The organism is Allocellulophaga tsushimaensis (assembly GCF_055383085.1).
Window position 1 is genome coordinate 3,520,134 of the sequence record NZ_AP039451.1, and the last position, 20,134, is coordinate 3,540,267.

Annotated in this window: 19 protein-coding genes; 11 read left to right on the forward strand and 8 right to left on the reverse strand. The window is 32.8% G+C overall.

All coding sequences use genetic code 11. The features are described 5' to 3' along the window. Window positions 1-11: 11 nt before the first annotated feature. Window positions 12-1,913, reverse strand: coding sequence for a tetratricopeptide repeat protein (locus ACZ451_RS15300; protein WP_464213940.1), 1,902 nt, complete (start codon window positions 1,911-1,913; stop codon window positions 12-14). A gap of 310 nt (window positions 1,914-2,223) precedes the next feature. Here ACZ451_RS15300 and ACZ451_RS15305 point away from each other — a divergent pair, with 310 nt between their 5' ends. Further along, the gene (locus ACZ451_RS15305; RefSeq protein ID WP_464213942.1) at window positions 2,224-3,792 is read left to right on the forward strand and encodes a thiol-activated cytolysin family protein; all 1,569 of its coding nucleotides are present in this window, start codon (window positions 2,224-2,226) and stop codon (window positions 3,790-3,792) included. Between the two features lie 68 nt (window positions 3,793-3,860). On the opposite strand, the gene ACZ451_RS15310 is transcribed toward ACZ451_RS15305, so the two are convergent. Together ACZ451_RS15310 and ACZ451_RS15315 are read right to left on the reverse strand one after the other, a co-directional pair. Further along, complete coding sequence (locus ACZ451_RS15310; protein ID WP_464213944.1) at window positions 3,861-6,032, reverse strand: endonuclease MutS2; 2,172 nt, start codon at window positions 6,030-6,032, stop codon at window positions 3,861-3,863. A gap of 59 nt (window positions 6,033-6,091) precedes the next feature. Then, window positions 6,092-6,805, reverse strand: coding sequence for a Dph6-related ATP pyrophosphatase (locus tag ACZ451_RS15315; RefSeq protein WP_464213946.1), 714 nt, complete (start codon window positions 6,803-6,805; stop codon window positions 6,092-6,094). A 98-nt stretch (window positions 6,806-6,903) separates the two neighbouring features. On the opposite strand from ACZ451_RS15315, the gene ACZ451_RS15320 reads away from it, so the two are divergent. Both ACZ451_RS15320 and ACZ451_RS15325 read left to right on the forward strand, forming a co-directional pair. Beyond that, window positions 6,904-7,572 carry a uracil-DNA glycosylase gene (locus ACZ451_RS15320; RefSeq protein ID WP_464213948.1) on the forward strand — a complete coding sequence of 223 codons (669 nt, stop codon included), beginning with the start codon at window positions 6,904-6,906 and terminating at the stop codon, window positions 7,570-7,572. A gap of 269 nt (window positions 7,573-7,841) precedes the next feature. Continuing rightward, the gene (locus ACZ451_RS15325; protein WP_464213950.1) at window positions 7,842-8,258 is read left to right on the forward strand and encodes a response regulator; all 417 of its coding nucleotides are present in this window, start codon (window positions 7,842-7,844) and stop codon (window positions 8,256-8,258) included. On the opposite strand, the gene ACZ451_RS15330 is transcribed toward ACZ451_RS15325, so the two are convergent. From ACZ451_RS15330 to ACZ451_RS15350, 5 genes are all read right to left on the reverse strand, one after another. Further along, window positions 8,220-9,077: a substrate-binding domain-containing protein gene (locus ACZ451_RS15330; RefSeq protein WP_464213952.1), complete on the reverse strand. Its 858-nt coding sequence runs from the start codon at window positions 9,075-9,077 to the stop codon at window positions 8,220-8,222. The two genes, ACZ451_RS15325 and ACZ451_RS15330, sit on opposite strands and share 39 nt — an antisense overlap. 25 nt (window positions 9,078-9,102) lie before the next feature. Then, a complete protein-coding gene (locus ACZ451_RS15335) occupies window positions 9,103-9,972 on the reverse strand; it encodes a nucleoside phosphorylase (RefSeq protein ID WP_464213954.1) in 870 nt (289 codons plus the stop codon). Between the two features lies 1 nt (window position 9,973). Further along, window positions 9,974-10,906, reverse strand: a complete 933-nt coding sequence (locus tag ACZ451_RS15340; RefSeq protein WP_464213956.1) for a DUF1835 domain-containing protein — start codon at window positions 10,904-10,906, stop codon at window positions 9,974-9,976. Window positions 10,907-10,982: 76 nt separating this feature from the next. After that, window positions 10,983-11,312 (reverse strand): translation initiation factor, encoded by a 330-nt coding sequence (locus tag ACZ451_RS15345; RefSeq protein ID WP_464213958.1) that lies wholly within the window; start codon window positions 11,310-11,312, stop codon window positions 10,983-10,985. 1 nt (window position 11,313) lies between these two features. Beyond that, window positions 11,314-12,264, reverse strand: a complete 951-nt coding sequence (locus tag ACZ451_RS15350) for an isopenicillin N synthase family dioxygenase (protein ID WP_464213960.1) — start codon at window positions 12,262-12,264, stop codon at window positions 11,314-11,316. A 192-nt stretch (window positions 12,265-12,456) separates the two neighbouring features. Here ACZ451_RS15350 and ACZ451_RS15355 point away from each other — a divergent pair, with 192 nt between their 5' ends. The 8 genes from ACZ451_RS15355 (at window position 12,457) to ACZ451_RS15390 (ending at window position 20,132) form a co-directional block, all read left to right on the forward strand. Next, window positions 12,457-14,361 carry an alpha-ketoacid dehydrogenase subunit alpha/beta gene (locus tag ACZ451_RS15355; protein ID WP_464216933.1) on the forward strand — a complete coding sequence of 635 codons (1,905 nt, stop codon included), beginning with the start codon at window positions 12,457-12,459 and terminating at the stop codon, window positions 14,359-14,361. Window positions 14,362-14,423: 62 nt separating this feature from the next. Further along, a complete protein-coding gene (locus ACZ451_RS15360; protein WP_464213962.1) occupies window positions 14,424-15,539 on the forward strand; it encodes an NAD(P)/FAD-dependent oxidoreductase in 1,116 nt (371 codons plus the stop codon). Next, window positions 15,533-16,246, forward strand: a complete 714-nt coding sequence (locus ACZ451_RS15365; protein WP_464213964.1) for a methyltransferase domain-containing protein — start codon at window positions 15,533-15,535, stop codon at window positions 16,244-16,246. The genes ACZ451_RS15360 and ACZ451_RS15365 overlap by 7 nt, the downstream gene beginning before the upstream one ends. 6 nt (window positions 16,247-16,252) lie before the next feature. Then, the gene (locus ACZ451_RS15370) at window positions 16,253-17,308 is read left to right on the forward strand and encodes a type III polyketide synthase (RefSeq protein WP_464213966.1); all 1,056 of its coding nucleotides are present in this window, start codon (window positions 16,253-16,255) and stop codon (window positions 17,306-17,308) included. A 26-nt stretch (window positions 17,309-17,334) separates the two neighbouring features. Further along, window positions 17,335-18,126: an SDR family oxidoreductase gene (locus tag ACZ451_RS15375; protein ID WP_464213968.1), complete on the forward strand. Its 792-nt coding sequence runs from the start codon at window positions 17,335-17,337 to the stop codon at window positions 18,124-18,126. A gap of 9 nt (window positions 18,127-18,135) precedes the next feature. Next, window positions 18,136-18,588, forward strand: a complete 453-nt coding sequence (locus ACZ451_RS15380) for a 3-hydroxyacyl-ACP dehydratase FabZ family protein (RefSeq protein ID WP_464213970.1) — start codon at window positions 18,136-18,138, stop codon at window positions 18,586-18,588. Next, window positions 18,581-19,858 carry a beta-ketoacyl-[acyl-carrier-protein] synthase family protein gene (locus ACZ451_RS15385; protein WP_464213972.1) on the forward strand — a complete coding sequence of 426 codons (1,278 nt, stop codon included), beginning with the start codon at window positions 18,581-18,583 and terminating at the stop codon, window positions 19,856-19,858. Before ACZ451_RS15380 ends, ACZ451_RS15385 begins: the two co-directional genes overlap by 8 nt. A 28-nt stretch (window positions 19,859-19,886) precedes the next feature. After that, on the forward strand, window positions 19,887-20,132 hold the full coding sequence (locus tag ACZ451_RS15390; protein WP_464213974.1) for a phosphopantetheine-binding protein: 246 nt from the start codon (window positions 19,887-19,889) through the stop codon (window positions 20,130-20,132). Window positions 20,133-20,134: the final 2 nt, after the last annotated feature.

Below are 20,134 nucleotides of genomic sequence, written 5' to 3' on the forward strand. Positions count from 1 at the left end.
AAAGCCTAAATTTATAAGGTGTTTAAGAACGTTGTCAAATCAGTTTCTTTGTCAATATTAAGCTTCTTTTTAAGCCGGTATTTGGACTTTAAAATACTATCGGGTAACACATTTAATGTAGCTGCTATTTCTTTAGTGGTAAGATTCATTCGTAAAAAGGCCGCCAATCGTATCTCTTTTTCAGATATATCAGCGTAAAGGGTTTTTAGTTTCTGATCAAAGTCGTTGTGTACATCAGCGAAATAGGTTTTAAACACTTCCCAATCTTTGTCTGAAGCATTCTCTTTCTTTAATAACATTACGATACGCCTAAATTCCATTTTAAATTTTTCTGGAGAGTTTTTAATATGCTGTAAATTCTCCATCAATTCTTGTATAAATGTATTTTTCTGTACCAAGTGTAGGGTTTGGCTAGCCAACTCCTTTTGTTTATGTGCTATTTCTTGTTTGTAGATTTCTTCTTGCTTTTCTCTAGCAATTTTGTTCTTTTTTATTCGTTGTCTAAAACCAAAGAACAACAAACCAGAAACCGCTACAAAAGAGAACATCCCTCCAGCATATAATCCTTTTGTTAATTGATCTACTTTAGCTTTTTCATTTAAAGTATTAATTTCCTCATTCTTAAGTGCTATCTCAGCTTCTTTTTTCTCTGTTTCATAAATCGTTTTTAATTCTTCTATCTGCTGCGATTTTTTAATAGTATACAAACTATCATTTAGAGTTTTATAGGTTTTATAATCTTCTAAAGCTAAATTTGGGAGATTCATTTTGTTTCTAATTTCTGCTCTTACTTTCATTGCATCTCTTAAAGTTGGCAAGGTTCCAATTTCTTTTGATATTAAAATTACCTGATTTATATGTTCTAATGCTTGTATGGTTTTACCTTCTATTAAATCTAGATGAGCCATTTCTTTTAAGGTCTCTGTTTGGTCTAGTTTAATATCTTCTTTGCTTGCAATTGCTAGTGATTCTTCTAATAATTTTCTTGCTGTAGACAAATCGCCTTTTTGATATGATAGTCTTGCAAGGCTGTTAGATGACTGTACTATCATTGACTGTACGTTCATCTCTTTTGCAAGAGCAATAGAAGCACTAAAATAATGTGTTGCCAATTCTGAATTTTTTAAGCCTTCCGCAGCTATACCAGCAGAATTGTATGCATAACTTTGATACACTTTGTCCTCATTTTTTTTATAAATAGCTATTGCTTTTTCAACATATACCAAAGATTCTTTAAAGTTTTCTTGATTTAATTCTATATCAGCAAGTTGTTTTAAAGCATCTGCTGCTCTAACTTCATCCTTAACTTTTTCAAAAAAGCGCAAAGATTTTAAGGTGTTTTCTAATGCTAACCTATAATTTCCTTTTTCAAAATAAATGCCTCCTAAAACTTCATATTCTGAACCTCTTAAATCAAAAGTTCCTAAATCTGAATGCTTTCTATTTTCATCAGTATACATCCCTAAAATAGAATTGGTAAGTGCTATTGCTTCTTTAAAATTCCCTTTCTCTCTTTCAAGTGTCGCTAAAGAATGTAAAGCAAAAATCTGACCTCTAATCGAATTAAGGTTTTTAAATTCCTTTAATGCAAGATTATGAAAATAAGTAGCCGAATCATTTTTAGACTGATTGTAATAATAATTACCAAATTGAAGATAGCCATTTGCGACTCCTTTTTTAAAATCGATTTTTTTAGAAAGCTCAAATGCTTCTTTAGCATATTCAAAAGCACGTTCATTATCCATAAACATCATCCGTTCATGAATTCTAGATAAGACTTTTGCTTTTTGCATATTTTCTGGTAAAGATGCTGCCTGTTGTATAAGACTATCCAGTTCTTTTTGTCTATCCTGGGCAAAGGATGTTGTTCCAGTTACTAAAATAAATAAGAAAAAATACGTTACAGATTTCATAAGAATTATGTGTTAAGACATTGAAGGTAAACATTATAGCATTTAAAAAAAAGAGGGGATCTATGCTTAAAAAAGCCTTGTCCATGTAAAGTCTATATTTTTCTTTAAAAACAATCTTATGTAAAAAGCTCTTAAACTCCTTATTTTAAAGGCTTTACAATATTTTTTTTGAATTATTTTTTTTTGCCTGTCCATGGCTTATGAATCCTTTAGATACACAACTTGTCCATACTTTGTCCATGGACAAAATTAGGCAACAGTTTGGTTTATAGATACTTTCGAAGTGTTGAATCTGAAAAACACAAACATCATGAAAACATTTATCCAAAACACACAATTTATTATTAAACTGATTTTTACTTTTCTATTAGTAACAAACTTATCTTGTAGTAAAGATGAAACCATTATTGATGGTCCTCCAAAAATTGATGAAAGCCAAGCTATGAATTTTAATTCTGAAGTAGCAAAGCTTCAATTTTTTAGTCAACCAGATGAATTACCAGAACCAGAAGAAGTTGACGAATCTGATCCAGAACGTGATACAGAAGACCGCTCATTAGAATGCTTTACAAAAACATTTAAAGCTTCACCAGGATATGATGAAATGCTATCCTTAGACCCTTCTACCGATGTTATTTTCCCTGGAGCCATGTTAAAAGGTGAATCTATACCCACAGGAGAATATATTCCCATAACTGCGAATAGAGCTCCTATTACATTATCTGCCTCTTTAACCAATATTAGTGGTAGCCCGGTTGTTGAAGTTACCGATCCTAAACTCTCTACAGTTAGAGAAGAAATCAAAACTATTCTAGATCAGAAAGTTACAGGTGCCACTGCTGCGCGAGTAAATTTTGAAATTACTCAGGTATATTCTGAACAGCATATTAATGTGGCCTTAGGTGCTAACTACAGAGCTGCAGGGCAGAGTGTTTCTGGCTCTTTTAATTTTGACAACTCAACTTTTAAAAACAAATTTGTATTAAAGTATTTACAAACCTACTATACTATAGATATGGATCCACCTACAGATCCTAGTGATTTGTTTACTGAATTGCCAGATTTAAATTCTTTAGGTTCTGCCAGTCCTGTTTATGTAGCTTCTGTAGCTTATGGTAGAATGGTTTTGTATGTTATTGAAACAAATTCTAGTGAAACAGATATTAGAGCTGCATTTAGTGCTTCTTTTTCATCTGGTGGAGGTACTATTGATACAAAATATGCTAAAACCATTAATGAATCTAGTATTAAAGCATTAATTATAGGTGGTTCTGGCAGTGGCGCTGCGCAAGCAATTAATGGACCAGAAAAAGTTTATGAATTTATTTCTGAAGGTGGCAATTATTCTAAAGATTCTCCAGGAGCTCCATTAGCATATAAACTACGATACATTAAAAAAGGAACACCAGTAGCACGAGTAGTACTAAGCTCCGAATACCCAATACGCACATGTGATTTAGCATATCCAGTGTTTAAAATAAGTATAAACAGCTTACGTGTAGCACAAACACCTGGTGGTTTTGAAGGTTCTCACTTAGAATTGTATGGGAGTTTAAAAGGTAAAATTAATACTTCCTCTAAAGAAGTAAGTTGGAGCCGTTCAAAAGCAAATAATTTAAGAGTTACGGGGCTACATAATATTAATAGATTTGTTGAAATAGAATTATATCGACCAAATTATGATGTGGATTACATTGAAATATCGGGCAGTTTAAGTGATGAAGACACCTCTTCTGATGATTTCTTAGGCAGACGATCTACAAGAGTTTTATTAAAAGATTTGAATTTAAATGAACCGGTTACGCCAGTGCAATTACGATTTAATGAAAAACCACAACACGATGTACGCGGTAATTTTAGTGTTTCTCGTGTAAAATAACCAATCCAAGTTTATGAATGCATGGCAGTTGGCCGCTCAAGTTGGATTCAACAACTTGATGCCGGCTGCTATTTTTTCTTTTCAACCAATTCTAATTGATCTACACTAACATTAGTGGTAAACATACCATAATTTACTACAGCTTTGTTTTTTTCCAACTTATCTATACTTCCTACGGCTTTACCATCTAACATCCGTACTCGGTCTCCAATTTTAAAAACGGGTCTTGGTTTGTTCTTTTCTTTTACAACTGCTTTTTTCTTCTCTATTTTCTTTTCTTTTCTAATTTCTACTACTTCTTTGATGACCTCTTTTTCTACCTGAGCTTTTTTCTCTTTTTCTACTTTAACTTGTTTGGCAGATTTCTTTTTTCGTTTGCTATTTTCGGTTTCAACAATACGGATAAGCTCAGAAACCATAGGTCGTTTCTTTTTATTCTGGAAATATTTTTGAGCGACATCATTTACTTTATTCCCCAAATAAATCATACGTTGATTATTATCAAAAAGTTCTTGGTAATTTTCTAATTTCGATTTTATCTTGCTATTTAAATTTTCTAATCGTTTTGCCTCATCACGTGCTTTTGTTTCTTCTTCTTTAAGCTTAGTTCCCGTTTTTGCCATAGAATTCCGCTCTTTCTGAAGTTTAGCAATTGTTGCATCAAAACGGACTTTTCCGCGCTCTATTTTTTTCTTTGCTCTATTAATTAAACTGTACGGTATTCCATTTTTTTGTGCTACTTCAAATGTAAAAGAACTACCAGCTTGTCCTAATACCAACTGGTATGTTGGCTCTAAAGTTTTACCATCAAATAACATATTTGCATTGGTGGCATGGGGCAATTCATTCGCTAATAATTTTAGATTTGCATAATGTGTGGTAATTACGCCATATGACCCTCGTTCATAAAATACCTCCAAGAATATTTCTGCTAATGCACCACCTAATTCTGGATCACTACCCGTACCAAATTCATCAATTAAGAACATGGTATTATCATCACATTTTTTTAAGAAGTAATTCATGTTCTTAAGGCGGTAGCTATAGGTGCTTAAGTGGTTTTCTATAGACTGATTATCTCCAATGTCCGTTAAAATCCGATCAAATAAACACATTTTACTACGTTCATGCACAGGAACAAGCAAACCACTTTGTAACATTACTTGTAATAAGCCTAATGTTTTTAATGTTATACTTTTTCCACCTGCATTAGGGCCAGAGATCACAATAATCCGGTTTTCAGAGTGTAAGGATATGGTTTGCGGATATGTTTTCTGTTTAGAAATTTTATTGGTTAAATAGAGTAGTGGGTGATAGGCATCTCTCAGATAAATTTCTTTTTCCGTACTCACTTCTGGTAAAACAGCATTCATTTCGGATGCATATTTTGCTTTTGCAGCAGTAATATCTATATGTGCTAAAAAATCTTGATAGGCTGCTATTTCAGGGATAAAAGGTTTTATATGAGCAGTAAGTGCTCTTAAAATTTTCTGTATTTCTTCGCGTTCTTCAAACTCTAAATTATTGAGTGCTCTACTATGTTGTAATGATGCTTCTGGTTCTATATATACAATACTCCCTGTTTTAGAAGCTCCCATTACGGAACCTTTTATTTTTTTACGGTGCATTGCTTTTACAGCCAATACCCGTCTATTATCTACAACAGATTCTCTTATTTCATCTAAAAAGTCTGAAGAATGATATCTAGATAACGCACTATTAAAGCTTTGATTAATTTTTCCTTTAACATTATTGATTTCTCTTCTAATATATCGTAAATTATCAGAAGCATTATCTTTTATTTCTCCAAAACGATCTATAACAGCATTAATATGAGCTGGGATTTCTGTGTTTAGTACTACTGTTTCTGATAAATTAAAAAGTAAAGGGTAGTATTCTTTAAATTTCTTAAAGAATTTTTTATGCGTATTTACGGTAGTACAAATATTTCCTATTTTGCGGAAACCACTAATTTCTACTGTGGCATTTTCAATGCTTAAAAGTTGTAACTCGTTATTTATGGCATCAAAACCATGGTTAGGAATTCTATTCTCATTGGTAAAAGATGCTACATATTCTGATGTTTGCCCTAATAAATCAAGTATAACCTTGCGTTCTACACTTGGGAAGACTTGTAATACATTTTCTTTTCCTAATTCTGTATTGCAACGCGCTGCTAATTGGTCTAAAACCGTATGGAATTCTAAATCTTTAAGTGTTTTTTTAGTAATCTTATTCATTCTCTAATGCTATAGCCTTACAAAGGTATGGAATAGCATGCAGATATGAAGAATGTAGTTTAAAGACTAGGGATTAAATCTACAAACCAAAAACCCATATCTGTAGCTGTAGCATCTTTATCAGGGTTTTTATAAGCTCTATACACTTTTTCACCTATGGTAAAAGAAATTGGTTTTTTAAAGATTGGTCCATCAAAACAAAAAGTGTGAAACTCTCCATTTTCTCCACATGGATCTACATTTTCTGGTAAATCTTTTATAAAATCACTATCTATTTCTCTCCCTACAAAAGATGCATCTAAGAGTTCTGCTTTTATGCAAATTACAATAGCCCTGAAACCTAAATTTATGAAGTCTAACAATAAGGTTTTAGTATCTTTTTTCCAAAGCGGAAAAACACCTTGAATTCCATAAGCTGCCAATTGCTTTTCTCTATAGGCTCGTAAATCTTCTAAAAAGATATCTCCAAAACCACAGTGTGTATAACCAGCATCCATCAACTGACTTACTTTTTTAGTTAGAATAGTTTCATATTCTTCCATAGTAGGTTCTTCCGGTAATTCTATAGTGGTAAACGGCAGATCAATTGATCTAATTTGTTGTACAAGTAAAGCTCTTCGCAAACCATGCATAGAAACTCTGTTATGATGGCTGTTGATAGAAGTCACTAATAAGTCTATCTCAAATTTGTTGTCCTTTAAAAGAAAATATAAAGCAAGAGATGCATCTTTTCCAGAACTCCAATTAAAGTAGGTTTTAAATTTTCTAGGCACTTTTCAATCTATTTAAACAAAGTTAAGCTAATCTAAAATGAATTATTTTTGTTTTTTAATGTCATATACAAAAGGAAATAAAATAAACATAGAACGCTATGCCTGTAAATATTCATGAAAGTTGGAAGAAACATCTAAATGAAGAATTTGAAAAACCATACTTTTCTACGCTAATAGATTTTGTAAAACAAGAATACAGTGAGCAAACATGTTATCCAAAAGGGGCCGATATTTTTGCTGCTTTTGATGTTAGTACTTTTGATGATACTAAGGTTGTTATTATAGGTCAAGATCCATACCACGGACCCAACCAAGCAAATGGACTTTGTTTTTCTGTAAAAGATGAAATTCCGCATCCACCATCGCTTATCAATATTTTTAAAGAAATTAGTGCAGACCTAAACATTCCATATCCAAAAAGTGGAAATTTAGAACGATGGGCAAAACAGGGTGTTCTATTATTAAATGCAACATTAACCGTTAGAGCTAACGAAGCAGGGAGCCATCAAAAAAAAGGATGGGAAATTTTTACGGATGCAGTTATTAAAAAAATCTCTGACGAAAAAGAGCATGTTATATTTCTACTATGGGGAGGATTTGCTAAGAAAAAAGCAAAATTAATTGATGCAAGAAAGCATCATATATTAACTTCTGGTCACCCATCACCGCTAAGTGCTAATAGAGGCTTTTGGTTCAACAATAAGCATTTTAGTAAAACTAATATCCTTTTAAAAAGTAATCATTTAAAAAGTATAGATTGGTCTTAAATAATAGATTTTTTGCACAGCCTACCTTGTTTTAAATTTTCCTTGTTTTTCATAACAATAAATTAAATCTATACTTGCTTATTTTCGATTTTAGCAATAATATAACAATCTATTCTTTTTTTTAATTAATTCTTATTTTTTTGTTTAATCTATAAAGAAAATTGAATAGTCAATATTTCTTTTTTCTTAAACAACTTACATTTCAATTCTTTTTCTTAATATTATATCAAGAAAAATACTACTTTTGTTAAGCCAAATAACAAACTATTATGATTCCAAATCCTGTTAAATCAATTTTATTAGTTGATGATGACCATGCCAATAACTTCTTAAACAAAATTTTTATTGGTCAATTAGATTTAGATGTTGAAGTGGATATTGCTTTAAATGGTAAAGCTGCTATAGAAATATTAGAGTCTAACTTTATAGGACCTTGTCTTTTAATTTTAGATATCAATATGCCGGTAATGAACGGGTGGGAATTTTTAGAAGCTTACGATAAATTATTTTCTGATTCGTTTAAAAAACAAGTGGTAATTGTTGTAATTACTACAAGTGATGATCAGAAAGATATGATTAAAGCAAAGAAAAATATTCATGTAGCCAAATATATCCGAAAACCGTTGTCTGATTTAAAGTTTAAACAATTAATCAATCAATTTTTTGAGGATACTAGCGAAGGGTAGCTTTTTATCTATAAGATTTAAAGCAAGTAATTGCTTTTGAATTTGTGCTAAAGATTCATTTGATAATTGAGTCTGGCTCCATCTTGTAATGGATAGCCATTCTTGTATATCTTCTAATTTTTGATGGTATCTATTTGCTATTGTTCTATCTATACTGGGTATTAATTTAAACTCTTCGGTATACGTGTTAATGATCTCTAGAATATGCTTTAACGTTTGCTCATTTTCGCTAACAAATGTATCAGTAGCAGCAATTACAAAACATGGCCATGGGGTAGGGCAATCCCCTAATCTCCTAAAGGTACCATCATACACTAATGGCTTTGTGGTAAAATGCTCCCACATAAAATAATCTGCCGTTTCATTTGTTAAAGAAGCAATTGCACCATTTAAATTATTTATCACTTCAAATTGTAAGGCATCTGTATTCCAATTTTTGTTTTGTGCATGCACATATGCCATTAAATGACTCCCACTTCCAAAACGACTAATTGCTATTTTGGTGTTTTTTAATTCTTCAATACTTTGATGCCTACTTTTAGCACCAACATGAATACCCCAAAGTAGAGGTGAAGCAATATACTCTTGTATTATTTTAGCAGAATTGCCATCAGTAATACTTTTTACAATACCTTCTGTTAATATAATTGCTAAATCTGTTTCTTTATCTTTTAGCATTTGGCTCATTTTACCAGTACCTTCTGGAACATCTTGCCAATCTAATGCTATGCCACGTTCTTCAAAAGCACCTTCTTCTATAGCCAGATGCCAAGGCATATTAAAATGTTCTGGCACGCCTACTATACTAACTTTTTTCATTTAAATTTCTTCTTTTAAACCTAACTTATTTAATAAGTTGTTTTAGTGTATATCGGATGAGATCGTCAATAGCTTTTTCTGGGTTTTCTGAAAATTCTTTAGTAGCTCTATTTGCTAATATACAGTTTAAAGAAATAGCCCGATGCCCTAAAAGAGTAGCTAAGCCATATATCCCAGCAGTTTCCATTTCTAGATTTGTAATATTAATTCCATTAAATGAAAAATTACCAATTTTATAATTCAACGCAATATCCGGATTTTTAAGTCTTAGTTTTCTTCCTTGAGGACCATAAAAACCAACATTTGTAGCGGTAAAACCCGTGATAACATCATCTGAAAGAAAACGATCTGCTAAAATTTTATTGCTTTTTACAGCATAAGGCCTAGACTTATTTTTAGCCCAATTTGTTTGAGCAATAAAGGCTTCTTCTATTTCAGGAATAAGAATATGTTCACTATCATAAAAACGTAGTAGACTATCAAAACCAATAGCATATTCACTTAGTAAAAAAGAATCAATGGGAATATAAGGTTGTATTGCTCCAGAAGTACCAATACGGATAATATCTAAAGCAGTATGGTTTTTTTTTACAGTTCTTGTATCAAAATCTATATTCACTAAAGCATCTAACTCATTTAATACAATATCTATATTATCTGTACCAATTCCAGTAGAAATTACAGTGATTTGCTTGCCATTTAGTACACCTGTATGTGTATGGAATTCTCGTTTTGCCTTTTTTACGGTTATGGTATCAAAATACTTAGAAATACCAGCAACACGATCTGGATCACCAACAGTAATTATTGTATTTGCGATATCTTCTGGTAATAGGTTAAGGTGATAAATGCTTTTGTCTGCATTTAAAATCAACTCAGAAGGGCTTAATTGCATATTATAATTTTAAAATCCTATCTGTTTTTGTATTATACAAATAGCTATATTTTAATGACCCCCCTAAATAAACTTCATCTTCTTTTAAATTAGCATAGTAGCTTGTAGCTCCTACTAAAATTTCTTTACCCACTTTATTTAGCCTAACAGGATTGAATGATGAAAATAAAGGCTTTAATCTTGCTATGGCTCTTCTGTATTGAATATCACCAAAACCAAGCCTTTCTTGTGTGGATAATATATTTCTTAAGAAATCTTTTTTAGAAGTTGGTTTTTCCTGAACTGCTAATTTTAAAATATCGTTTTCCATCTGGTTTAATCCATTATGAATGGTAGGGAAACGTTTTAAATGCATATTGATAGCATCTGGAAGATATTCAAAATTAGTTTGCTTATCTAGTCTGTGATTTTCTAAGCGCATTGGGTTATCACTGCAATATAATTGCCAGATATAATCTGCATATTCCATATCATCTTGAGATAAGATTGTTTTATGTTTATACAGCTTTTGAAGTTGTTCATCTGTAAGCTCACACAAGCTATAACGCTTATCCGTTTCATCTTCTTTTCCACTACAAACCAGCGAAATCTCTGCATACCTACGGTGCGTTTTTAACCAGCTAATCACCGCTAAAAGATTTATTTGACAAAACAAATCGTGTTCAAACCATAGTACAATCTGGTCTTGTTTTTTATGACTGCATAGTGATCTATACTCTTTTAAGGTGTATTCTATATATTTAGATTTAGATATTTTATAATTTTTGTGTAAAAAATCGAAACGTGTTTTCCAAAAAGATTCGCTTCCTACATTGGTTTCGGTTTTACCTTCACAAAGCATTTCTCGCCAAGTGATAATATCGCCATGTAAGTTTAATTTTTTTAGTCTAGAGGTAAAGCTATCACCATTCGTAATATGAAGTAGAGTGCTCATTTTGTGGATGTTTTTATATTGTTGGTGTAATAAATGTAATATTTAATCTTCCGAAATAAAAAAAAATTAACAAAAATTAGCCTCCAACACGTTTTACTTTGAACCCTTTTTCTTTAAGTATGGCCATAATTTTATCTCTATAATCGCCTTGTATAATAATTTTATCGTCCTTAAAACTACCACCAACACTGAGTTTAGTCTTTAATTCTTTTGCTAATTTTTTAAAATCTTCATCAGCACCAGTATAGCCTTCTAATATTGTAATTGGTTTTCCTTTTCTTTTTTCATATTTACATATAATAGGCTCTTTTTGCATCCAAATACGATCCGTATTTGATGTTTCTGCTGCTTGTTCTTCTATTTTATGGTCTGGGAATAGGTTTTTTAATTGGTCTTGTAAATCCATTTTATTTTTTAATAAGTCCTAATTCTATTAAACGCTCATGAAGAAACGCACCGGCTGTAATATCTTCAAATTGTTTAGGGTTATTTTCAGTAATGCAATGTTCTAAACAATTTAAAGGCATTTCACTAATTGGGTGCATAAAAAAAGGAATAGAATAGCGAGAGGTTCCCCATAGTTCGCGAGGCGGGTTTACTACTTGATGTATGGTAGATTTTAGCTTATTATTCGTTAAGCGAGATAACATATCACCCACATTAATCATAAGTTGATCTGGTTGTGCTATCGCATCTACCCATTCGTCTTTATGGTTTTTTACTTGCAAGCCTTTACCATAAGCACCCATTAATAAAGTAATTAAATTAATATCACCATGTGCAGCCGCTCTAACTGCATTTTTAGGTTCCGAAGTAATCGGTGGGTAATGTATAGGGCGTAAAATAGAATTTCCATTTTTAATATAATGATCAAAATAGGTTTCTTCTAAATCTAAGTGTATTGCCAACGCTCTTAACACATATTTAGCCGTTTTTTCGAGCATTTTATAAGTTTCTTTACCAACAACATTAAAATTTGGAGACTCATTTACGGTAATGTTATCTGGATATTCTGCAGCAAGGGCATCGTTATCCTCAACATACTGCCCAAAATGCCAAAATTCTTTTAAATCACCTTCTTTTTTTCCTTTGGCATGCTCTTTTCCAAAAGAAGTGTATCCTCTTTGCCCACCAATACCTTCGATTTCATAAGAATCTTTAGTTTCTTGAGGAAGGTTAAAAAATAGCTTTATTTCATCATATAAATTTTCGATTAATTCTTCTGATAAAAAATGACCACTAAGTGCTACGAAACCAATGTTTTCGAAAGCTGCACCTATTTCTTTTATAAATTTCTGTTTTTGAGTTGCATCTCCAGAGACAAAATCTTGGAGATTTACACTAGGTATATTGCCCATGCTAACGTATTTATATCAAATTTAAATAAATATGCTAACATAATTAGTACAGATGTGTCTGAATAAGAACTTTTAATTACATTTATAAGAGTTTAAAAATAGTTTACTGTGATCACTACTTTACTATATGATGAGTATACAACATCAAAAGCGCTACAGTTAGCGTTGTACAAAAAATTACTAAAACCCAGAATGATAGAAGAAAAAATGCTAATTCTTCTTCGGCAAGGGAAAATTTCAAAATGGTTTAGTGGAATTGGTCAGGAGGCGATTGCTGTAGGCGTCACTTCAGCGCTAGATAAAGAAGAGTATATTTTGCCAATGCATAGAAATCTGGGTGTTTTTACCACTAGAGGTATTCCTTTATACCGTCTGTTTTCGCAGTGGCAAGGAAAAGCAAACGGTTTTACACAAGGAAGAGATCGTAGTTTTCATTTTGGTACGCAAGAATACAAAATCATTGGAATGATCTCTCATTTAGGACCGCAATTAGGTGTTGCAGATGGTATAGCACTAGGCAATCTTTTAAAGAATAACAAACAAGTTACCGCAGTATTTACTGGAGAAGGAGCAACAAGTGAAGGAGATTTTCATGAAGCCCTTAATGTAGCCTCTGTATGGAAGTTACCAGTTCTATTTTGCATAGAAAACAACGGTTATGGACTCTCTACACCCGTTAAAGAGCAATACAATTGTGAGAATCTTGCAGATAGAGGGATCGGTTATGGTATAGAATCTCATATTATTGATGGGAATAATATATTAGCTGTTTATGAAAAAGTGAGTGAGCTCTGTAATAGTATTAGAGAAAACCCGAGACCAATTCTCATTGAGTTTAAAACGTTCAGAATGCGTGGGCATGAAGAGGCTAGTGGTACAAAATATGTACCTGAAGCGTTAATGAAAACCTGGGAAGAAAAAGATCCCATTGCAAACTTCCAAGAATATTTGTTAAAAACTGAGGTGCTTACCATAGCTTCAATAAGGGAGATCAAAGCAAAAATTGAAAAAGAAATTAATGAAAATTTACAAATTTCTTTTGATGAAAGCGACATAACACTTAATAATAGTAAAGAATTAAATGAGGTATTTCAAAAATTTGTATATCAAGAAGTTAAATCGGAAAATAACACTAAAAATATTCGTTTTGTAGATGCAATTTCTGAAGGCTTGAACCAAGCTATGCAAAAACATCATAATTTAATTATTATGGGGCAAGATATCGCAGACTATGGAGGAGTATTTAAAATCACAGAAGGTTTTGTAGCCTCTTTTGGAAAAGAAAGAGTGAGAAATACCCCAATTTGCGAATCTGCGATAGTTTCTACTGCTATGGGCTTATCTATTAACGGAATGAAAGCTGTAGTTGAAATGCAGTTTGCTGATTTTGTAAGCTCTGGTTTTAATCCTATTGTAAATTATTTAGCAAAGTCTCACTACCGTTGGGGTGAAAATGCTGATGTTGTGATTAGGATGCCATGTGGTGGTGGCGTAGGAGCAGGGCCTTTCCACTCGCAAACCAATGAAGCATGGTTTACAAAAACTCCAGGCTTAAAAGTTGTCTACCCCGCTTTTCCATATGATGCAAAAGGCTTATTAAATACTGCAATAGAAGACCCAAACCCAGTATTATTTTTTGAGCACAAAGCCTTATATAGAAGTAAATACCAAGAAGTACCCACTAATTATTACACCTTGCCTTTAGGGAAAGCTGCTATAGTACAAGAAGGAGATGCAATTACTATTGTTTCTTATGGTGCAGGTGTGCACTGGGCTATAGAAACACTAGAAAACAACCCAGATATAAAAGCAGATCTTATTGATTTAAGAACCTTGCAACCTCTAGATATTGATGCGATATATAATTCCGTAAAAAAAACAGGGAAACTTATTATTCTCCAAGAAGACAGTCTTTTTGGAGGTATTGCAAGTGATATTACTGCTTTGGTAGTGGAAAATTGCTTTGAATATTTAGACGCCCCCGTAAAACGTGTTGCTAGTTTAGAAACACCTATACCCTTTTCAAAGGTACTAGAAAACAACTACTTACCCGTAGCACGTTTTGAAGAAGAGTTACTAATGTTATTGGCCTATTAATTTTAATTTGACAGGTCTTGTAATAATTACCGACTTATGAGTACTTTCGTTGTAATACAACTATGCAAGATATTATAATAGTAGGAGGAGGATTGGCAGGCCTAACGGCAGCCATTCACTTAGCCAAAGAAAAACATAAAGTGTTATTGTTTGAAAAACAACAGTACCCACATCATAAAGTATGTGGAGAATATGTTTCTAATGAAATTATACCTTATCTGAATCATCTTGGTGTGCATACCGAAAAAGCAGTTCGTATTAACACACTCCAATTTTCCACACAAACTGGAAAAACAATTACCACAAAACTGCCATTGGGCGGTATTGGTATTAGCCGATATGCTTTTGATGAAATACTGTATAACAGAGCAATAGCATTAGGTGTGGTTTTTGTTTTTAATTCCGTTACTAAAGTAACATTTACAGAAAATACTTTTACTGTAGAAGATGCAATACAAAAAAAATACAATGCTAAAATTGTTATTGGAGCTTATGGTAAACGAGCAACTTTAGATAAGGTTTTACAGCGAGATTTTATAAATGAGAAGTCATCTTGGCTAGGCGTAAAAGCGCATTATGCCTTAGCAAATTTTCCGGATCACCTCGTAGGGCTTCATAATTTTAGAGGTGGATATGGAGGTTTATCCAAAACAGAAAATGGAAACATTAATTTTTGTTACTTAGCTAATTATAAGAGTTTTAAGAGCTATAAAGATATTAACGACTTTAACAATAAGGTTGTTTCTAAAAATCCACATTTAAATACTTTTTTAAATACAGCAACGCCATTATTTGAAAAACCTTTAACGATTGCACAAATTTCATTCAGTCAAAAATTAGCAGTAGAAAACCATATGCTTATGTGTGGCGATACTGCAGGTTTAATACACCCATTATGCGGAAACGGAATGGCAATGGCGATCCATAGTGCCAAGTTAGCTTCCGAGTTAATTTCCGACTATTTGTCCGATACAACTAAAAGTCGTTTGAGTTTAGAAATTAATTATAAAAAACAATGGGACAAAGCTTTTAAAAAACGACTTTGGATGGGAAGGCAATTACAAACCTTATTGCTTAAAGAAAATTTATCAACCATAGCAATGCAAACAGTAGCAAGATCACCCAAATTATTAAAAACATTAATAAAACAAACACACGGAAAGCCCGTACTATGCTAAAAAACTTATCTAAGAGAAGTACTCAAGAAGAATTAATGGATGACTTTAAAGGATCTTTTAGCGACCTTAAAGTTGTTTTTGAAGACATTAACAGAGTAAACAGCATTCTTGGTGGTAACCATATTACTATTAATGCAGTGCATCAACTTATAAAAGAAAACCCCAAAGAACACTATACCATAGTAGACATGGGCTGTGGCGATGGTAAGATGCTACGAGAAATTCATAAGTCATGTCAAAAAAAAGGAATAAACATAACTTTAATTGGTATTGATTTAAATGCTGATGCATTAAAAATTGCACAAGAATTTTCTGTAGATTTCCCCGAGATTACTTATCTACATCAAGATATTTTAACCTTAGATACCGATAATTTTGATTGTGATATTTTAGTAAACACGCTTACTATGCATCATTTTACCGATGAACAATTAAAGATTTTCTTGTCGCAATTTATAAAACTAGCAAAAATAGGTGTTGTTATAAATGATTTGCACAGAAGCAGATTAGCCTATTATTTGTTTAAATTATTTAGTTTAGCATTTATTAAAACGGATACCGCTAAAATTGACGGTTTAATCTCAATCAGCAAGGGTTTTATAGCAAAAGATTTGAAGCGCTATGCTGAAAAATTTTCACAGGTAAAGCATTTTATAAAATGGAAATGGGCTTTTAGGTATGTATGGATTATGAGGGCTAACCAATAAAAACAAATGAACGACATAAAAATATGTGCAGTAGCTAAGCAACTGCCAAAATATAGCAGAGAAACTGCAGATATCATACCCATGGTAGAACTATGGTTAGCTGACCATGACGAACGTTTTAAGCGTAAGGTTACAAAAATATTTGAAGGTGCTGCTGTAGACAAACGCTATAGTATTATGGCTCCCGAAGAAGTATTTACAGCAAGTTCATTTGAAGAGAAAAATGCAATTTATGTAAGGGAGGTGAAGAAACTAGGAACTTCTGTTTTGCAAAACGCTTTACAAAAAACAAACTGGAATCCAGATTCATTAGATTTTATTATTACGGTGAGTTGTACTGGAATTATGATTCCTTCTCTTGACGCTTATATTATCAATGATTTAGGTTTAAAACAAGATATTGTACGTTTGCCCGTAACAGAAATGGGCTGTGCAGCTGGTGTTTCTGGTTTAATTTATGCGAGCAATTTCTTAAAAGCCAATCCCGGTAAAAGAGCTGCTATTATTGCTGTAGAAAGCCCAACTGCAACCTTTCAGCTTAACGATTATTCTATGGCGAATATGGTGAGTGCCGCAATTTTTGGAGATGGTGCAGCATGTGTATTATTATCCTCAGAAAATGATGCCAAAGGGCCGAAAATAGTAGGAGAGGAGATGTATCATTTTAAAGATGCATCACATATGATGGGTTTTGATTTAACCAACCATGGTTTAAAAATGATTTTAGACCCAACTGTTCCAGAAATAATAGCCGATCACTTTCCAAACATCATACATCCTTTCTTAGAAAAGCATGGGAGTCATATTGATAATGTAGCCCATTTAATTTTTCACCCCGGAGGACGAAAAATTGTACAAACTGTAGATGAATTATTTGGAAAGCTTGGTAAAAATATAGATGACACCAGAGAAGTATTACGGCTTTATGGAAATATGAGTAGTGCCACAGTTTTGTATGTTTTAGAACGCTTTTTAGAAAAAGAAATAGCTCCTGGAGAACAAGGCATCATATTAAGTTTTGGTCCTGGGTTTTCAGCACAGCGCGTATTATTGGAATGGTAATAGTATAACTTAAAAGCTTTAGTTAAATGGTATTAGAAAATAGAGAAACCAAATGGGCTTTAATACTGGGAGGAAGCAGTGGTTTAGGATTAGCAACTGCTCAAAAACTAGCTTCAGACAAATTTAATATTTTGCTCATACATAGAAGTAGAAGGTCTGATTTAGAAATACTTAATAAAAAAATAAAAAGTATTACTTCAAGTGATGTTAAAGTGCTATCCTATAATATTGACGCAACAAATTCTGAAAAAAGAAATGCCGTTATTTCAGATTTTAAAGAACAATTTCCTCAAGATAACATAAAAGTTTTAGTACATAGTATTGCAAAAGGGAATCTAAAACCGATGTCTTCTACAAACGAAAAAACATTAGACAATCAAGACTTTCATATTACTTTAGAAGCTATGGCGATTAGTTTATACGATTGGACAAAAGCATTAGCCAAAGCTAATTTATTTGCTCAGGACACTAGAATTATATCTTTTACAAGCGAAGGAAACACTAGAGTAATCTCAAATTATGCTGCAGTATCTGCCGCTAAAGTAGCTTTAGAAGCTATTACTAGAAATATAGCCTTAGAATTTGCATCATTTGGCATCAAAGCAAATTGCATCCAAGCGGGAATAACAGAAACGGAGTCTTTTAAAATGATTCCTGGTAGTGAAATACTAAAAGAAAATGCCTTAAAACGCAATCCTTCAGGAAGGTTAACACAACCTGAAGATATTGCTAATGCAGTTTACTTGTTGTGCCAAGATGAAGCAAAATGGATCACCGGTACTATTATTAAAGTTGATGGAGGAGAAAGTTTACAATAAATTTGCATAATGAAATATCAAAGTATCATTTCCAAGCTACCATACACCAAACCTTTTTTGTTTGTAGACGAGTTATTGCATGTAGATGATACTACCGTAAAAGGGGTATACACTTTTTCCAAAAACTCTGATTTTTATAAAGGTCATTTTAAAAACAACCCTATTACACCAGGTGTAATTTTAACCGAATGTTGCGCACAAATAGGACTGGTATGCATGGGATTACATATTTTAACTAAAAGTAATACTTTAATAGATAAAAATATACAAATTGCTTTAAGCAGTTCAGAAATGGAATTCTATTTACCTGTATTTCCAGATGAAACGGTAACGGTAATTTCTAAAAAAATCTATTTTAGATTTCATAAATTAAAATGTGAAGTAAAACTTTTAAATGCAAAAGGAGAAATTGCCTGCAAAGGAATAATTGCAGGAATGTTAAAAGCAGATAAGGATGAATAAGCGAGTAGTAATTACTGGGCTGGGAATTTGTGCTCCAAACGGAGTAGGGCTAGAGGAGTTTACACACGCTCTGCAAAATGGCATTAGTGGTATTCGTTTTCAACAAGAATTGGCCGATTTAGAATTTGGCTGTCAAATTGCAGGAGCGCCACAACTATCAGAAGAAATCATAAATAACTATTTTACCCCTTTACAATTAAGAGGTTTAAAAGCTAGTGGTATTTTATATGGTGTTATTGCAGGAACAGATGCTTGGAAAGACGCAGGACTAGCTGTGGAAAATAATGAAGAGCCCGATTGGGAAAGTGGAATTATTTTTGGAACAGGTATTTTAGGAGCTGATAAATTTAGAGAAGCGATCCATTTAATAGACGCTAAAAAAACAAGGCGTTTAGGCAGTACTACAGTAATGCAAATTATGGCTAGTGGAATTAGTGCCTATTTAGGTGGTATGTTAGGTTGTGGGAATCAAGTTACTACCAATTCTTCTGCTTGTACTACAGGTACAGAAGGGCTTTTAATGGCCTATGAACGGATTAAAGCTGGAAAAGCAACAAGGATATTAACTGGAAGTTGTAGTGATAGTGGCCCCTATATATGGGCAGGTTTTGATGCTATGCGTATTCTACCCAGAAAATACAATGACAACCCTACTCAAGCTAGTAGACCAATGAGTGCTACTGCAGCTGGCTTTATTCCTGGGAGTGGAGCAGGTGCTTTAGTCTTAGAATCTTTAGAGAGTGCTTTAGCACGTGGTGCAAAAATTTATGCGGAAGTTTTAGGTGGCGCTATTAATAGTGGCGGACAACGAGGAGAAGGAACCATGACAGCTCCTAATAGCATTGCTGTACAACGTTGTATACAACAGGCTGTTATTGATGCAAATATTGCTAGTAAGGATATCGATTGTATAAACGGGCATTTAACTGCTACTGCTAAAGATAGTTTAGAAATACAGAATTGGAGCAAAGCCCTGAACCGTTCTGGAATGGATTTTCCATTAATTAACTCTTTTAAAAGTACTATTGGACATTGCTTGGCGGCAGCGGGAAGTATTGAGTGTGTCGCCAGTATACTACAATTTAAAGAACAGCAATTCTTTGGAAATAAAAATTGTGAAGAGCTCCATGAAGAGATTGCTCAAACCATAAGTTCAAGCAAAGTTCCGCAAGAAACCATCCCCCATTCTCCTAAAATTTTGGCAAAAGCAAGTTTTGGCTTTGGAGATGTAAATGCATGTGCTATTTTTGGTGCATACAACAAATCATAAATTGTAAATTTTTATACCAGAATTTTAAATGGATCAAGAACGTTACGAAAAATTAAAAGCCATTGTTGCAATATACCTTCCAGAAGATGTCTCTGTAGATGCAATTACACCAGAAAGCAATCTTACTACAGAGTTAAATATTAATTCTGCTAATTTGGTGGATATTGTCTTAGATGTGGAAGATGCCTTTGATATTATGCTAGAAAATAGTGATATGGAAGATATGAAAACGGTGCAAGATGCCCTTAATATTATAGAAAAGAAATTAGCTTAAAA

Excerpts from the sequence above, each read along its gene's own strand:
- ACZ451_RS15300 (WP_464213940.1), bottom strand. The coding sequence starts at position 1,913 with ATGAAATCTGTAACGTATTTTTTCTTATTTATTTTAGTAACTGGAACA.
- ACZ451_RS15305 (WP_464213942.1), top strand. The coding sequence starts at position 2,224 with ATGAAAACATTTATCCAAAACACACAATTTATTATTAAACTGATTTTT.
- ACZ451_RS15310 (WP_464213944.1), bottom strand. The coding sequence starts at position 6,032 with ATGAATAAGATTACTAAAAAAACACTTAAAGATTTAGAATTCCATACG.
- ACZ451_RS15320 (WP_464213948.1), top strand. The coding sequence starts at position 6,904 with ATGCCTGTAAATATTCATGAAAGTTGGAAGAAACATCTAAATGAAGAA.
- ACZ451_RS15325 (WP_464213950.1), top strand. The coding sequence starts at position 7,842 with ATGATTCCAAATCCTGTTAAATCAATTTTATTAGTTGATGATGACCAT.
- ACZ451_RS15330 (WP_464213952.1), bottom strand. The coding sequence starts at position 9,077 with ATGAAAAAAGTTAGTATAGTAGGCGTGCCAGAACATTTTAATATGCCT.
- ACZ451_RS15335 (WP_464213954.1), bottom strand. The coding sequence starts at position 9,972 with ATGCAATTAAGCCCTTCTGAGTTGATTTTAAATGCAGACAAAAGCATT.
- ACZ451_RS15340 (WP_464213956.1), bottom strand. The coding sequence starts at position 10,906 with ATGAGCACTCTACTTCATATTACGAATGGTGATAGCTTTACCTCTAGA.
- ACZ451_RS15345 (WP_464213958.1), bottom strand. The coding sequence starts at position 11,312 with ATGGATTTACAAGACCAATTAAAAAACCTATTCCCAGACCATAAAATA.
- ACZ451_RS15350 (WP_464213960.1), bottom strand. The coding sequence starts at position 12,264 with ATGGGCAATATACCTAGTGTAAATCTCCAAGATTTTGTCTCTGGAGAT.
- ACZ451_RS15355 (WP_464216933.1), top strand. The coding sequence starts at position 12,457 with ATGATAGAAGAAAAAATGCTAATTCTTCTTCGGCAAGGGAAAATTTCA.
- ACZ451_RS15360 (WP_464213962.1), top strand. The coding sequence starts at position 14,424 with ATGCAAGATATTATAATAGTAGGAGGAGGATTGGCAGGCCTAACGGCA.
- ACZ451_RS15365 (WP_464213964.1), top strand. The coding sequence starts at position 15,533 with ATGCTAAAAAACTTATCTAAGAGAAGTACTCAAGAAGAATTAATGGAT.
- ACZ451_RS15370 (WP_464213966.1), top strand. The coding sequence starts at position 16,253 with ATGAACGACATAAAAATATGTGCAGTAGCTAAGCAACTGCCAAAATAT.
- ACZ451_RS15375 (WP_464213968.1), top strand. The coding sequence starts at position 17,335 with ATGGTATTAGAAAATAGAGAAACCAAATGGGCTTTAATACTGGGAGGA.
- ACZ451_RS15380 (WP_464213970.1), top strand. The coding sequence starts at position 18,136 with ATGAAATATCAAAGTATCATTTCCAAGCTACCATACACCAAACCTTTT.
- ACZ451_RS15385 (WP_464213972.1), top strand. The coding sequence starts at position 18,581 with ATGAATAAGCGAGTAGTAATTACTGGGCTGGGAATTTGTGCTCCAAAC.
- ACZ451_RS15390 (WP_464213974.1), top strand. The coding sequence starts at position 19,887 with ATGGATCAAGAACGTTACGAAAAATTAAAAGCCATTGTTGCAATATAC.